Source organism: Pantoea sp. SS70, assembly GCF_029866845.1.
Taxonomy (GTDB): Bacteria; Pseudomonadota; Gammaproteobacteria; order Enterobacterales; family Enterobacteriaceae; genus Pantoea; species Pantoea leporis.
Window position 1 is genome coordinate 3312060 of sequence record NZ_CP117199.1, and the last position, 15066, is coordinate 3327125.

Annotated in this window: 7 protein-coding genes; all 7 read right to left on the reverse strand. The window is 60.1% G+C overall.

All coding sequences use genetic code 11. The features are described from left to right. Nucleotides 1–197: 197 nt before the first annotated feature. The 7 genes from PO881_RS15310 to PO881_RS15340 all read right to left on the reverse strand — a co-directional run bounded on the left by PO881_RS15310 (nucleotide 198) and on the right by PO881_RS15340 (nucleotide 14906). The gene (locus tag PO881_RS15310) at nucleotides 198–1595 is read right to left on the reverse strand and encodes an efflux transporter outer membrane subunit (RefSeq protein WP_280172025.1); all 1398 of its coding nucleotides are present in this window, start codon (nucleotides 1593–1595) and stop codon (nucleotides 198–200) included. Continuing rightward, nucleotides 1596–4700, reverse strand: coding sequence for an efflux RND transporter permease subunit (locus PO881_RS15315; protein WP_192412029.1), 3105 nt, complete (start codon nucleotides 4698–4700; stop codon nucleotides 1596–1598). Further along, nucleotides 4697–7849 carry an MdtB/MuxB family multidrug efflux RND transporter permease subunit gene (locus tag PO881_RS15320; RefSeq protein ID WP_280172026.1) on the reverse strand — a complete coding sequence of 1051 codons (3153 nt, stop codon included), beginning with the start codon at nucleotides 7847–7849 and terminating at the stop codon, nucleotides 4697–4699. The genes PO881_RS15315 and PO881_RS15320 overlap by 4 nt, the downstream gene beginning before the upstream one ends. After that, entirely contained in the window at nucleotides 7846–9093 is a 1248-nt protein-coding gene (locus PO881_RS15325; RefSeq protein ID WP_280172027.1) for an MdtA/MuxA family multidrug efflux RND transporter periplasmic adaptor subunit, read from the reverse strand. The genes PO881_RS15320 and PO881_RS15325 overlap by 4 nt, the downstream gene beginning before the upstream one ends. Nucleotides 9094–9235: 142 nt before the next feature. Next, nucleotides 9236–10636, reverse strand: coding sequence for an efflux transporter outer membrane subunit (locus PO881_RS15330; protein WP_280172028.1), 1401 nt, complete (start codon nucleotides 10634–10636; stop codon nucleotides 9236–9238). Next, nucleotides 10623–13760, reverse strand: a complete 3138-nt coding sequence (locus tag PO881_RS15335; RefSeq protein ID WP_280172029.1) for an efflux RND transporter permease subunit — start codon at nucleotides 13758–13760, stop codon at nucleotides 10623–10625. Before PO881_RS15335 ends, PO881_RS15330 begins: the two co-directional genes overlap by 14 nt. Nucleotides 13761–13769: 9 nt before the next feature. Continuing rightward, nucleotides 13770–14906 (reverse strand): efflux RND transporter periplasmic adaptor subunit, encoded by a 1137-nt coding sequence (locus PO881_RS15340; protein ID WP_192412034.1) that lies wholly within the window; start codon nucleotides 14904–14906, stop codon nucleotides 13770–13772. Nucleotides 14907–15066: the final 160 nt, after the last annotated feature.

The window sequence follows — 15066 nt, forward strand, 5'->3', positions numbered from 1 at the left end:
CCTTGTCCCGGCTCCGCCTTTCGCCCGCGTCCTGCGGGCTCTCCTGGCTTCCTCGCTTCGTTCAGCGCTGCGGATTGCCGGCCCAAAAGCGTCCCCGGCCTGCTCCGAAGCTTCAGTGTGTGCTGCTGAAAAGGGCAACATTTGCCAGAGGCGCTGGCGCGTCAGCTGCGGCAAAGGGCCATCATGGCGACCTGGTTTTACCGCGTATCCGCCTGCCAGCCACCGCCCAGCGCGGCGATCAGACCGACGCTGCTGACCCACTGCGTGCTCTGCAGCGACAGCAAACTCTGCTGCGCGCTCAGGCTGCTGTTTTCGGTGGTGGCGACGTCGAGATAGTCGATCATTCCGGCATCATACTGATTGCGCGTCACGCGTGCCGATTCCTGCGCCGCGTCGGTGGCGCGCTGCTGTGCGGCGATTTCGCCCTGCAAAGTATTCAGCTGCACCAGATAATCTTCCACTTCGCCCATGCCGGTCAGCACCGACTGGCGATAGCTGGCAACGCTGGCATCATAGGCGGCGCGTGCCTGTTCGACTTTCGCTGAGGTGGCGCCGAAATCTAACAGCGTACCGCTCAGCTCCGGCCCCAAAGACCAGACGCGATTGGGCAGCGAGAACAAACTGTTGATCGCCGATGAACTCACGCCGCCGCTGGCGCTCAGCGTCAAATCGGGATAGTAACCGGCAATCGCCACGCCGACCGCCGCATTCGCCGCCGCCACGTTGCGCTCGGCGTAGGCGATATCGGGACGGCGCTGCAACAGCTGCGACGGCACGCTGTTCGGGATCGCGGGCAGCGCGGCCTCCAGCTTCGCCACCGGCAAGGAGAAATCCGCCGGAGCTCGACCCAGCAGCAACGCAATGGCGTGCTCCATCTGTGCACGCTGCCACTGGTAATCCTGCGCCGAGGCGCGGGCGCTCTCCAGCTGCATCTGCGCCTGCGCTAAGGTGGCGCGTGATTCGCTGCCCGCCGCATATTTGTTTTCAATCACCGTCAGATAACGTTGATAGGCCGCGATACTGCGCTGATAGAGCGCGATTTTCTCGTCGATGATGCGCAGCTGGAAATAGTCCTGCGCCAGTTCGGACTGCGCGCTCAAGGTGATATTCGCCAGCTCGGCTTTGCTGGCTTCGGCGCTGGCATGGTTCTCCTCCAGCGTGCGTCGCAGTTTGCCCCACACATCCAGCTCCCAGCTGGCGCTGAGATCGGCGGCATGGCTGTTGCTGACGCTGCGTTGACCGCTGGCGCGGCTGCCGCTGCGCGTGCTGCTGGCGTCGTAGCCTAGCGACGGCAACAACTCCGCGCGTGATTGCCCAGCCAGCGCCTGTGCTTCGCGGTACTGCGCGGCATAGCTGGCTACGTTCTGGTTGGAGATGCTCACCTGCTTCAGCAGACTAGCCAGCGTGGCATCATGATACACCTGCCACCATTCACCTTTGCTGTTTGCATCCTGCGGCGTCGCCTGCGTCCAGCCTTTGGCTTCTTTGAAATGGGTCGGCATCGCCATGCTCGGGCGCTGATAATCGGGGCCAACCGCGCAGCCCGCCAGCAACATCACGGTGAGCAACGGCGTAATTTTCAGAGACATTTTCATCTATCGGGATTCCACATGACGCAACCGCTGCCACTGACGTTGCGTGGCGCGGCTTAAACGGTCGAGCCAGAGATAAACCACCGGCGTAGTAAACAGCGTTAATAATTGGCTCAGCGCCAAACCACCGGCAATCGCCAGCCCGAGCGGGCTACGTAAGTCGGCATCGCCGCCGCTGCCCAGCGCCAGCGGCAGCGCGCCAAAGAAGGCGGCCAGCGTGGTCATCATGATCGGCCGGAAACGCATCAAGCAGGCTTGGGTGATCGCCTGCTGCGGCGTCATGCCTTGGCTGCGCTCGGCGTGAATCGCAAAGTCGATCATCATGATGGCGTTCTTTTTCACGATACCAATCAGCAGGATGATGCCGATCAGCGCGATCACCGTCAGCTGCGTGTTGGTCAGCAACAGCAACAACAGCGCGCCCACGCCCGCCGACGGCAGCGTTGAGAGAATGGTGAGCGGATGGATGTAACTCTCATACAGCACGCCGAGCACGATATACACCGCCGCCAGCGCCGCGATAATCAGCCACGGCATGGTGGCGGTAAGCTGGGCGAAGGCGGCGGCGGTGCCGGCAAAACCGGCCTGAATACTGGAGGGCAAACCGAGCTGCGCCATCGCCTGCTTAATCAGCGCCTGCGCCTGCTCCAGCGACACGCCGTCGTTAAGGTTAAACGCCACGGTGCTGGTGGCGGATTGGCCCTGATGCGCCACCGACAGCGGCGCGTTGCCGCCCTTGAAGCTGGCGAATGCGGCGAGCGGCACGCGATCGCCGCTGTCGTTAATCACATACAGCTGCTGCAAAATCGCCGGATCGCGCGTGTAGCTATCCTGCAGCGACATCACCACATGATACTGATTAAGCGTGTGATAGAGCGTGGCTACCTGACGCTGGCTGAAAGCGTTGTTCAGCAGGGTGTCGAGCATCTGCACATCCACGCCCAACCGTTTCGCACGGTCACGATCGATATTAATCACCACTTCCTGACCGCCGGTTTGCGAGTCGGAATCGACGCTGTTCAGCTGCGGGATTGCCGCCAGCGCCGCCTGCACTTTCGGCGTCCACTCACGTAGCAGATCGAGATCGTCGGCCTGCAAACTGTATTGATAGGTGGCGTTGGCGCTGCGTCCGCCGATGTGCAGATCCTGCGCCGCCATCAGGAACATCTGCGCGCCAGCGATATGGCTGGTTTTCATACTCAGGCGGTTCGCCACTTCGGTGGCGGTGGCATCGCGCTTGTCAAAATCCTTGAGGCGCACAAAGAAGTTGGCGCTGTTGCGCGAGCCGAACATGCCGCTGCCCATCGACGACATCACGCTCTCCACCGCCGGATCGGACTGGATGATGTGGGTGAACTGCAGCATTTTCGGCTTCATCGCCTGGAAGGAGATGTTCTGATCGGCACGCAGCGCGCCCATCAGCAGGCCAGTATCCTGATTGGGGAAAAAGCCTTTCTGCACCACGGAAAACAGGAACAGGTTGAGCAGCACGGTCAGCACCAGGCTGAACATCGTCAGCTTTTGGTGCGCCATCACCCAGGTTAACCCGCGCGAATAAGCCGCCAGCAATGCGTTAAGTTGGTTTTCGATAAACTGATACAGCGGATGCGAGCGTTGCGTGACTTTGGCTTTCGGCTTCAGCAGGCGCGCGCACAGCATCGGCGTCAGGCTCAGCGAGACAAACATTGAAATCAGCAGCGATACCGTCAGCGTGACGGCAAATTCGCGGAATAAGCGTCCGACGATGCTGCCCATCAGCAGAAACGGGATGAACACCGCAATCAACGACATAGTCATCGACAGCACGGTAAAACTCACTTCCTGCGCGCCACGCAGCGCCGCGCGCAGCGGACTGAGCCCTTCTTCGATATGGCGCGTGATGTTTTCCAGCACCACAATCGCGTCATCGACGACAAAGCCGGTGGCGATAATCAGCGCCATCAGCGACAGGTTATCGAGGCTGTAACCCAGCAGATACATCACCGCGCAGGTGCCAATCAGCGAGACCGGCAGCGCCAGCGCCGGGATAATCACCGCCTGCACGTTACGCAGAAACACAAACACCACGGCGATCACCAGCAGCATCGCCACCAGCAGCGTCTCTTCGGTGTCATACAGCGAGGCGCGCACCGTCGGCGAGCGATCCACCACCACTTTCAGTTGCGTATCGGCGGGCAGATCTTTTTCCAGCGCCGGCAGCTGCGCTTTGATGGCATCAATGGTGTCGAGCATGTTGGCACCGGCCTGGCGCTTAATGCCCACCATCACCGATGGCATGGCGTTGAGGAAACCGGCCTGATACTGATCTTCAACCGAGTCATACACGGTGGCGACATCATGCAGCCGCACCGCTTTGCCCTCTTGATACGTAACGATCAGATCCTGATACTGCGCGGCTTTATCCAGCTGGCCGTTGCTGTCCACCACCCACGACTGGCTGCTGCCCTGCAAAATCCCTTTCGGCTTATTGCTGGTGCTGTTGGCGATGGCGCTGCGCACCGTATCAAGCGAAATGCCGTACTGCGTCAGCTTCAGCGGCTGCAGATCGATACGCACCGCCGGTAAGGCACTGCCCATCAGCGACACTTCGCCCACGCCTTTCACCTGGCCCATTGCCTGCTCGATTTTGCTTTCGGCCAGATCGTAGAGTTCGCCCGGCGTGCGCGTGGCGGACGTCAGCGCCAGCATCACAATCGGCGCATCCGATGGATTGGCTTTGCGATAGGTCGGCAGCGACTCCATCGCGCTCGGCAGCAAACTGCGTGCGGCGTTGATCGCCGCCTGCACGTCACGCGCTGCGCCGTTGATGTCGCGATCGAGGTCAAACTGCAAAATCACGCTGGTCGATCCCTGCGAACTGGTCGAGGTCATCTCGGTAACGCCGGCAATCTGCCCCAGCGAACGCTCCAGCGGCGTAGCGACGGTGGCTGCCATGGTTTCCGGGCTGGCACCGGCCAGGCTGGCGCTCACCATGATAGTGGGGAAATCCACCTGCGGCAGCGGCGCCACCGGCAGCAGCCGATAGCCCAACGCGCCCAGCAGCAGGATCGCCAGCGTCAGCAGTAACGTGGCAACCGGGCGGAAGATAAACAGCCGGGTGAGGTTCATCGCTCGCCCCGCGCCTGCTGCTGCTTGCGCTGCATGTAGCGCTTGCCGCGCTGCGCAATGCCATCAAACCACAGGTAAATTACCGGCGTGGAGAACAGCGTCAGCACCTGGCTGACGATCAAACCGCCAACAATCACCAGACCGAGCGGCTGGCGCAGCTCGGCACCGGAACCGGACGCCAGCATCAGCGGCAGCGCACCGAGCAGCGCCGCCATGGTGGTCATCAGAATCGGGCGGAAGCGCAGCAAACAGGCCTGATGAATCGCGTCCCGCGCGCTCATGTGCTGCTTGTTTTCCGCCTCCAGTGCGAAGTCGATCATCATAATCGCGTTCTTCTTGACGATACCGATCAGCAGAATTACGCCAATCAGCGCAATCAGGCTGAACTCGCTGCCCGCCAGCAGCAGCGTCAACAGCGCGCCGACCGCCGCCGACGGCAGCGTCGAGAGAATGGTCACCGGATGGATAAAGCTTTCGTACAGAATGCCGAGCACCACGTACATGGTGATTAATGCCGCCAGAATCAGCCACAGCGTGTTGCCGGTGGCGCTCTGGAATGCCGAGGTTTCGCCCTGATAACGCAAGGTGATGCTCGACGGCAAATTCAGCTGCTGCGTCACTGCGGCAATCGCCTTCTGCCCCTCTTCCAGCGAATAGCCTTTATTGAGATTGAACGACACCATCACCGCCGGGAATTGATTGAGCCGCATGTGCATCAGCGAACCGGTGCGCTGGTGAATGGTGGCGATGGACGTGAGCTTCACCATGCCGGTGGTGGTTGTGGTGGTGTCATCCGTGGTGGAAGTGCTGCTGCTCGCGCTGGTCACCGGCAAATAGACATCATCAAACGAAGCGGGCGATTGCTGATACTGCGGCGCCACCTCCAGCACCACGCGATACTGATTGGCCTGGGTAAAGATGGTGGAGACCAGACGCTGACCGAAGCTGTTGTACAGCGCGGTATCGACGTCGGCGGCGGTAATGCCGTAGCGCGCCGCTTTATCGCGATTCAGCTCGACATAGGCCACGCGGCCCTGATCCTGCAGGTTACTCACCACGCCGTTAAACTCCGGACGCTGCTGCAGGGCGGCGACCATCTTTGGCGTCCAGCGCACCAGGTTTTCGCTGTCGGCATCATCCAGCGTGAACTGATACTGGCTCGGCGACACCTGATCGTTAACGGTCAAATCCTGCGCCGGTTGCAGATAGAGCTGAATGCCCGCCACCTGCTGCGCCGCCTGTTGCAGCTGTTTAATCACCACGTCGGCTTTGTCGTCGCGCTGTTCAAACGACTTGAGGTTGATCTGGATGCGCCCGCTATTCAGGCTGGTGTTGCTGCCATCAATGCCGATGGTTGAGGACAAACTCTCCACCCACGGATTTTGCAGAATCACTTTCGCCAGCGCCTGCTGCCGCTTCGACATCTCGCTAAACGACACATCCTGCGACGCCACGGTGACGCCCTGAATCAGCCCGGTATCCTGGGTCGGGAAGAAGCCTTTTGGGATGGCGATATACAGCAGCGCGGTGAGCGCAAAGGTCGCCAGCGCCACCAGCAGCGTCAGCTTCTGATGGTTCAGCACCACCGTCAGCATGCGGTCATAGCCGCGCACCAGCTTGTCGAACAACTCGCCGCCTTTACGCGAGAAGCGCGACTGTTTTTCCGGCGGAATGTGCTGCAACAGATAGGCGCACAGCATCGGCGTCAGGGTTAGTGACACCACCATCGACACCAGAATCGACACCGCCAGCGTGATGGCAAATTCGCGGAACAACCGCCCAACCACGTCGCCCATAAACAGCAGCGGGATCAGCACGGCAATCAGTGAGAAGGTCAGCGAGATGATGGTGAAGCCAATCTGCTGCGAGCCTTTCAGCGCCGCCTGCATCGGCGTTTCGCCCTCTTCCAGCCGCCGTGAAATGTTCTCCACCACCACAATCGCATCGTCGATAACGAAGCCGGTGGCGATGGTCAGCGCCATCAGCGAAAGATTATTCAGGCTGAAGTCGGCCAGATACATCACGCCGAAGGTACCAATCAGCGACAGCGGCACCGCCACGCTGGGAATCAGCGTCGCCGCCACGTTGCGCAGGAACAGGAACGTCACCATCACCACCAGCGCCACCGACAGCATCAGCTCAAACTGCACGTCGCTGATCGAGGCGCGAATGGTTTGCGTGCGATCCGACAAGATGCTCATCTTCACGCCGTCCGGCAGTGCCGCCTGCAGCTTCGGCAGCTGCGCTTTGATGCTGTCCACCACCTGAATCACGTTGGCGCCCGGCTGGCGCTGCACGCTGATCACAATCGCCGGACTGTTGTTGGCCCACGCCGACTGGAAGCTGTTCTCCGGTCCCTGTTCGATATGCGCGATATCTTTCAGCCGCAGCGCCGCACCGTTTTGGTAAGTGATGATCAAATTGCCGTACTCATCGGCGGTGCGCAGCTGATCGTTGGCGTCGATGGTCACCGAGTGATATTTGCCGTCGAAGCCGCCTTTCGAGCCGTTCACGTTGCTGTTGCCGATCAGCGTGTTGACGTCCTCCAGCGACAGCTGATGCGCCGCCAGCGCTTTCGGGTCCATCTGCACGCGAATCGCCGGTTGATGGCCGCCCGCCAGCGTCACCATGCCGACGCCGTTAATCTGCGACAGCTTGAGCGCCACGCGCGTGTTCACCAGATCCTGCACCTGCGTCAGCGGCAGCGTGTCGGAACTTACCGCCAGCGTAATCACGGCGGTATCGGCTGGATTGACCTTTTTGTAAGTAGGCGGATTGGGCAGATCGCTCGGCAGCAAGTTATTGGCAGCATTGATCGCCGCCTGCACTTCCTGCTCGGCGACATCCAGCGACAGATCGAGGCTGAACTTCAGCGTGACGATCGACGATCCGCTTGAGCTGGTTGACGTCATCTGGCTTAGCCCGGCCATTTGACCCAGCTGGCGCTCCAGCGGCGAGGTGACGGACGACGCCATCACATCCGGGCTGGCACCGGGATAGAGCGTGGTGACCTGAATGGTCGGGTAATCCACCTGCGGCAGCGCCGAGGTGGAGAGAAAACGGTAGGAGAAGATCCCGGCGATCAGCACGCCGACCATCAGCAAAATGGTGGCGACCGGACGCTGGATAAACAGGCGAGACGGATTCATTTGGCCTCGGCAGTCGCGGTGGTTTTGCGCTCATCCGCCAGCTGCACTTTGCTGCCGTTGGTTAGGCGATCGATGCCTTCGGTCACCAGGCGATCGCCCTGTTCCACCCCTTTGAGGATCGCCTGCTGATCTTCACCAAACGTTGGCCCGGTGGTGACCGCTTTGCGCGTCACGGTGTTGTCTTGGTTGATGACAAACACGAAGCTGCCGTCGCTGCTCAGCTGCAGCGCCTGCGCCGGGATCACCGTGACATTTTTCAGGATGTTGGTTTGCAGCCGCAGATTGACGAACTGGTTAGCGAACAGCGATTCGTCTTCATTCGCGAAGGTGGCTTTCAGCTCAATGGTGCCGGTCGCGGTATCGATCTGGTTGCTGATGAACTTCACCTCGCCCTGCGCCAGCGCGCGGCTGTTGTCCTGATCAAAGGCGGTGGCGGGCAGACTTTGCCCGCCGTGCAGCGCTTTGGTCAGCTGCGGAATGTTGCCCTGCGGCACGCTAAAGGTCACGGCGGCGGGCTGCATCTGCGTCACCACCACAATGCCAGTGGTATCGGTGGTTTGCACCATATTACCGGGATCGACCAGACGCAAACCGACGCGTCCGCTGATTGGCGAGGTGATGCGCGCATACTCGATATCCAGTTTGGCGCTGGCGATCTGCGCTTCATCAGCGGCGACCGCGCCTTTGTACTGGCCGACGGTGGCGGTTTGGGTATCAAGATCCTGGCGCGACAGCGAGTCCTGCGCCGCCAGTTTCTGATAACGCACCAGCGTTAACTGCGCGCTTTTCAGCAACGCCTGATTCTGATTGAGATCGCCCTGATACTGCGCCAGCGTGGCCTGATAGCTGCGCGGATCGATCTGCGCCAGCAGCTGGCCGGCGCTGACCTTCTGCCCTTCGGTAAAGAACACTTTTTCCAGCTGTCCGGCGACACGGCTGGTGACGGTGACGCTGGCATTGGGGATTACCGTGCCGAGCGCATTGAGATATTCCGGCACATCCGCGCTGCTGGCGACGCCGCTGTGTACCAGCGTGGCACCGCCCATCATCATCGCCATGCCCGGCGGGCCGCCCGCGCCACCGCGATGACCGCCGCGTGCGCCCGGCGGTTTTCCGCCGCCCGGCATGCCGCCGTGACCACCGACCACGCGCCAGATCACGCCCGCCACAATCAACAGCACAAGCAACAACAGGAGCCATTTCAGCCAGCGGGAAAACGGGGAGCGGGAAGCGTTGTTAGTCATCAGGATCTTCAGGTTAGCCAGAAAACGGAAAATCCCCTGTAAAACAGGGGACTATTTCAAGGGGAAATCATCACTACGCGCATTATCGGTTGAATGCCCGCGCGAATTCCATACGCGAACCGTAAGGGTTTCGTTAAGGTGATTAAGATTTCCAGCCGCCGCCTAACGCCTTGTACAGGGTGATTTTCTGGCTCAATTGGCCGAGATGCGCACTGATCAGCGACTGCTGCGCACTGTAAAGCGATCGCTGGGCCACTAACACATTGAGATAATTGTCGACGCCTTGCTTGAAGCGCAATGTGGAGTAATCGTAGTCGCGCTGATTGGCGCCAACCTCCTGTTGCAGCGCCGTCAGCTGATCCTGCCAGGTATCCTGACCGGCCAGCGCATCGTTCACCTCTTTAAACGCGGTCTGGATCGCCTTCTCATAGTCAGCAATCTCAATGCGTTTCTCGATATGCGCGATATTCAGGTTGGCCTGGTTTTTACCACCGTCAAAAATCGGCAGGTTAATCGATGGCATGAATGACCATGCGCCGGTGCCGCCGCCCAGCAGGCTGCCAAGCGAGCTGCTGGTGGAGCCGCCGGACGCGGTCAGCGTGATGCTCGGGAAGAAGGCGGCACGCGCCGCGCCGATATTGGCATTGGCCGCCTTCAGCGTGTGCTCAGCCGCCATGATATCCGGGCGACGCGTCAGCAGATCCGACGGTAAGCCAGCAGGCGTGGCCGGGAAGTGCCAGTTGGCGTCCAGCGTGGCGTGTGACAGCAGCGTGGCGGGCAGATCGGTGCCGACCAGCAAGCGCAGCGCATCGACATCCTGCCGCACCTGCCGCGTGTAACTCGCCACGTCCGCCTGCGCCGCCCGCACCGTGCTTTCGGCCTGCGCCAGATCCTGATCGCTGCTGGCACCGCCGTCGTAGCTGAGCTTGGTCAGGCGATACGATTCCTGCTGGCTTTGCGCGGTGTGTTGCGCCAGATGCAGCAGATCGTTATCCGAACTCAGCGTCAGCCACGCCGTCGCCACTTCCGCGATCAGTGAAATGCGCGTGGCGCGTTCGGTGGCGGCGCTCGACAGATAGGTTTCCTGCGCCTGATCGCTCAGGCTTTGCAGGCGACCAAAGAAATCCAGCTCCCACGAAGTGACGCTCAAGCCGCTGTTCAGCTCGTGATAGGTCACTGCGCCGCTGGTTTTGGTGTTGTAGAGATTGGCCGGTTCATGCGCCGAAGTCTGGCTGGCCGTGGCGTTGATCGACGGCATCAGCGCCGCGCGCTGCACCGTGACGCCCTGCTGCGCCTCTTGCACGTTCAGCGCCGCCACGCGCAGGTCGCGGTTGTTGTCGAGCGACAGCTGGATCAGGTTGCGCAGCGTGGCATCGGTGAAGAAGTTCTGCCACGGTAAATCGGCGACGTTGCCGACGGGCGTCGCCTGATCGTATTTAGCGTCCACCGGCAGCGCCGGGCGCTGATAGTGCGGTGCCAGCGTACAACCGGCCAATGCCAGCGCGAGCGGCAACAGCGCCAGACGGAAGTTATTCATGTTCATTTTTAACCACCTCTGCGGATGTTTGTTTCTTACGCGCAAAGAACTGCGAAACCACCACGTAGAACATCGGCACAAAGAAGATGGCGAGGAAAGTCGCGGTGATCATACCGCCCGCCACCGCCGTACCAATCGAATGCTGGCTGCCTGCGCCCGCGCCGTTGGATATGGTCAGCGGCAGCACGCCGAGAATAAACGCCATTGAGGTCATGATAATCGGACGGATACGCAGCCGCGCCGCTTCTACCGCCGCTTCCACCAGCGTTTTGCCCTCGCGCTCATGCAGCTCTTTGGCGAACTCCACGATCAGGATGGCGTTTTTCGCCGCCAGCCCCACGGTGGTCAGCAGGCCAACCTGGAAGAAAACATCGTTCTGCAGGCCGCGCAGCAGCACCGCGCTAATGGTGCCGAGGATGCCGAGCGGCACCACCATGATCACCGAGAACGGAATCGACCAGCTCTCGTACAGCGCTGCCAGACACAGGAACACCACCAGAATCGAGATCAGATACAACTGCGTGGTTTGACTGCCAGATGCCTGCTCCTCATACGAAATGCCGTACCACTGCACGCGGAAACCGTGCGGCAGCTGCTTCGCCAGCTGTTCCACCGCCTTCATCGCTTCACCGGTACTCTGGCCCGGCGCGGGCGATCCGAGGATCTCCTCAGCGGTTAAGCCGTTAAAGCGTTCAAAGTGCGGCGAGCCGTACACCCATTTGCCAGAGGCGAAGGCGGAGAATGGCACCATGGTGCCGCTGCTGTTGCGGAAGTACCATTTGTCGAGATCCGACGGTGTGACGCGCGAGTCCGCTTTGCCCATCAGATAGACCTCTTTCACGCGGCCGTTATACATGAACTGATCGATGTAGCTGGAGCCCCACGCCACCGACAAAGTGTTGTTGATGTCGGTCATGCTCAGGCCGAGCGCGCTGGCCTTCTCATCATTGATCTCCAGCTGATACTGCGGCTCATCTTCCAGCCCGTTAAGACGTACCTGCGCCAGATGCGGATCGTTGTTCGCCAACGTAATCAACTGATGCGCGGCATCCATCATCTGCTGATGGCTGTGCGCGCCGGTATCCTGCAGATAGAGATCGAAACCGGTGGCGTTGCCCAGCTCCATCACCGCCGGCGGCACCATGGCGAAGATTTTGGCGTTCTGGTAGTTGGCAAAGTGCGCCATCACGCGGTTCGCCAAATCCTGCACGCTTTGCCCGCTGTGCGTGCGGTCGCCCCAATCTTTCAGGCGCACAAAAGCCATGGCGTTGCTCTGGCCGCGACCGGCAAAGTTAAAGCCCGCCACGCCAAAGGTGGTGGTCACCACCGACGCTTCGTTCTGTTGCAGATAGGCGTTGAGATCGTTGATCACCTGCTGAGTGCGCTGCGATGACGAGTTCACCGGCAGCGTGATCTGCACCATCATCAAGCCCTGATCTTCACCCGGCAGGAAGGTGGTTGGTACGCGGGTGAACAAAAAGCCCGTCACGCCGACGATCACCAGATAGATCACCAGGAACAGGCCGCGACGGGAAATCACTTTGCTGACGCCGTGGGTGTAGTGCATCGCCCCGCTGTCGAACTTGCGGTTAAACCAACCGGCGAATCCGGTGCTTTTATGCTCCGCCGCTGCCGGTTTCAGCAAGGTGGCGCACAGCGCAGGCGTGAAGATCAGCGCCATGATCACCGACAGCGCCATCGCCGAGACGATGGTGACCGAGAACTGGCGGTAAATCACACCGGTCGATCCGGAGAAGAACGCCATCGGCAGCAGCACTGCCGACAGCACCAGCGCAATGCCAAACAGCGCGCCCTGAATCTGCTGCATCGATTTAATGGTGGCGGCTTTCGGGTCGAGTTGCTCTTCGTGCATTACGCGCTCAACGTTCTCCACCACCACAATGGCGTCATCCACCAGTAGCCCGATGGCCAGCACCATGCCGAACATGGTGAGGGTGTTAATGCTGTAACCAAACGCCGAAAGAATGCCAAAAGTGCCCAGCAGCACCACCGGCACCACCAGCGTGGTGATCAGCGTGGCGCGCAGGTTTTGCAGGAAGATCAGCATCACGAAGAACACCAGCACCACCGCTTCGATCAGCGTTTTCACCACCTCTTCAATTGAGGCGCTGACCACCGGCGAGGTGTCGTACGGATACTGAATCTCGACGTTATCCGGCAGCGAATCTTTCAGGTCGGCGATGGTTTGGCGCACCGCCTTGGCGGTATCCAGTTCATTGGCACCGGTTGCCAGACGCAACGCGATACCGGCGGCCGGTTTGCCGTTCATGGTGGCATCGATGCCGTAGCTTTGCGGCCCGAGCGCGACGCTGGCCACATCTTTCAGCCGCACCTGCGAGCCGTCGCTATTCACCTTCAGCAGCACATTCTCAAACTGCTGCACGGTGGTGAAACGGGTTTTGCCGAGGATCGTCGCCTGGGTTTTTGCGCCCTGAATGGTCGGCAAACCGCCGAGTGAACCGGACGACACCTGCACGTTCTGGTTATCAATCGCCGTGGTGACATCGCTCGGCATCAGGTTGTATTTGTACAATTTGGCCGGATCGAGCCAGATGCGCATCGCGTATTCGGATCCCAGCACCATGAAGTCGCCGACGCCCGGCGTACGCGAGATCGGATCTTCCAGTTTCGACACCAGCATGTCGGCCAGATCGCCGTTAGTCAGCTTGCCGTCTTTGGCGATCAGCCCGATCACCATCATGAAGTTTTTCTGGTACTTACGGATGCGGATACCTTGCTGGGTGACATCGGTGGGCAGCTGCGACTCCGCTAGCGACACGCGATCCTGCACCTGAACCTGGGCGATATCGGGATTGATGCCCTGATTAAAGGTGGCGATGATCTGCGCGCTGCCGTCCGAGGCGCTGCTCGACTCCAGATAGCGCAAACCATCCAGACCGTTCAGCTGCTGCTCAATGACCTGCACCACGGTGTTTTGCGTGGTTTCGGCGCTGGCACCCGGATAAGTTACCGAGATGGAGACCGCTGGCGCGGAGATATTGGGATATTGATTGACCGGCAAACTGATGGCGGCAATCGCGCCGACCAGCATCACGATAATGGCGATAACCCAGGCGAAGATTGGACGTTCTATAAAAAACTTCGACATGCCGCCCCCTTATTGCGCCGCTGCGTCAGTCATCGAAAGACTCACCGCATTGGCGGATGGCGTGTCGTTGGTGTTGGCGGCGCTGGTCGTCACTTTCACCCCGCTGCGCACGCTTTGCAGGTTGTTCACCACCACGTTTTCCCCTTGCTGCAGGCCCGAGGTCACCAGCCATTCTCCATTGATCATCTCGCCGGTGTGGATGCTACGCTGCTCGATGGTGTTGTCGCTTTTCACCACAAAGACATATGGCTGACCTTTGGTGTCATGCATGATCGACTCTTGCGGCAGCAAAATGCCTTGCTGCTGAATGCCCTGCGGGAAGCTGGCATGCACGTACATGCCCGGCAGCAGTTCGTTATTCGGGTTCGGGAACACCGCGCGTAGCACCACGGTGCCGGTGGCGGTATCGACGTTCACTTCCGAGAACGCCAGCCTGCCCTGCTCGGCGTACTGGCTGTTATCTTCCAGCGACAAGCCCACGGCGGCGGTGTTGTCGGCCACTTTGGCGATTTTGCCGTCGGCCAGCGCGCGGCGCAGGCGCAGCAGATCGGTGGAGGATTCGCTGACATCGACATAGATCGGATCAAGCTGAGTGATGGTGGCGAGATAATCGGTTTGCCCGTTGGTGACCAGCGCACCGGCGGTGTACAGCGAGCGGCTAATGTGGCCGGAAATCGGTGCTTTCACCAGCGTGTAGTCGAGATTCACTTTGGCGGTTTCCACGTCGGCCTGCGCTTCACGCGCGGCGGCGACCGCATCGTCGTAGGTTTGCTGGCTGATGGCGTGCGCGTTGGCCAGCGGCTGATAGCGCTTCACCACCATCGCATCGTTCTGCCAGGTCGCCATGGCTTTGTCGTAGGCCGCTTTATAGGTGGCAGGATCGATTTGATACAGCGGCTGGCCGGCTTTTACTTCACCGCCCTCGGTAAACAGGATTTTTTCAATTACGCCGCTCACCTGCGGACGCACCTGCGCAGTTCTCACCGCCGTGGTGCGGCCTGGCAATTGGCTGACAAGCGTAACGGGTTGCGCTTTCAGGTTGACCACGCCCACTTGCGGGGTGGCGGATGCGGCGGGCTTTGCTCCGCCCTGGTCACAGGCTGCCAGTAAAAACACCACGCTGGCAGAAAGAAGTTTCAGGCGCATAGTTGTTCTCTAAAAGATAGGAAGGGAATAGTCACGAAGGTAATGACTCAAAAAGCCATTGTAGGGAGGCGGGTTAAGCGGGGTTGTTAAGGTTGCGTAAAATATATTTTCCAAAGGAAAATGGTAAACCTTTCGTGCCATAAAGGGTTGGGATTTTTAG

Excerpts from the sequence above, each read along its gene's own strand:
- PO881_RS15310 (WP_280172025.1), bottom strand. The coding sequence starts at position 1,595 with ATGAAAATGTCTCTGAAAATTACGCCGTTGCTCACCGTGATGTTGCTG.
- PO881_RS15315 (WP_192412029.1), bottom strand. The coding sequence starts at position 4,700 with ATGAACCTCACCCGGCTGTTTATCTTCCGCCCGGTTGCCACGTTACTG.
- PO881_RS15320 (WP_280172026.1), bottom strand. The coding sequence starts at position 7,849 with ATGAATCCGTCTCGCCTGTTTATCCAGCGTCCGGTCGCCACCATTTTG.
- PO881_RS15325 (WP_280172027.1), bottom strand. The coding sequence starts at position 9,093 with ATGACTAACAACGCTTCCCGCTCCCCGTTTTCCCGCTGGCTGAAATGG.
- PO881_RS15330 (WP_280172028.1), bottom strand. The coding sequence starts at position 10,636 with ATGAACATGAATAACTTCCGTCTGGCGCTGTTGCCGCTCGCGCTGGCA.
- PO881_RS15335 (WP_280172029.1), bottom strand. The coding sequence starts at position 13,760 with ATGTCGAAGTTTTTTATAGAACGTCCAATCTTCGCCTGGGTTATCGCC.
- PO881_RS15340 (WP_192412034.1), bottom strand. The coding sequence starts at position 14,906 with ATGCGCCTGAAACTTCTTTCTGCCAGCGTGGTGTTTTTACTGGCAGCC.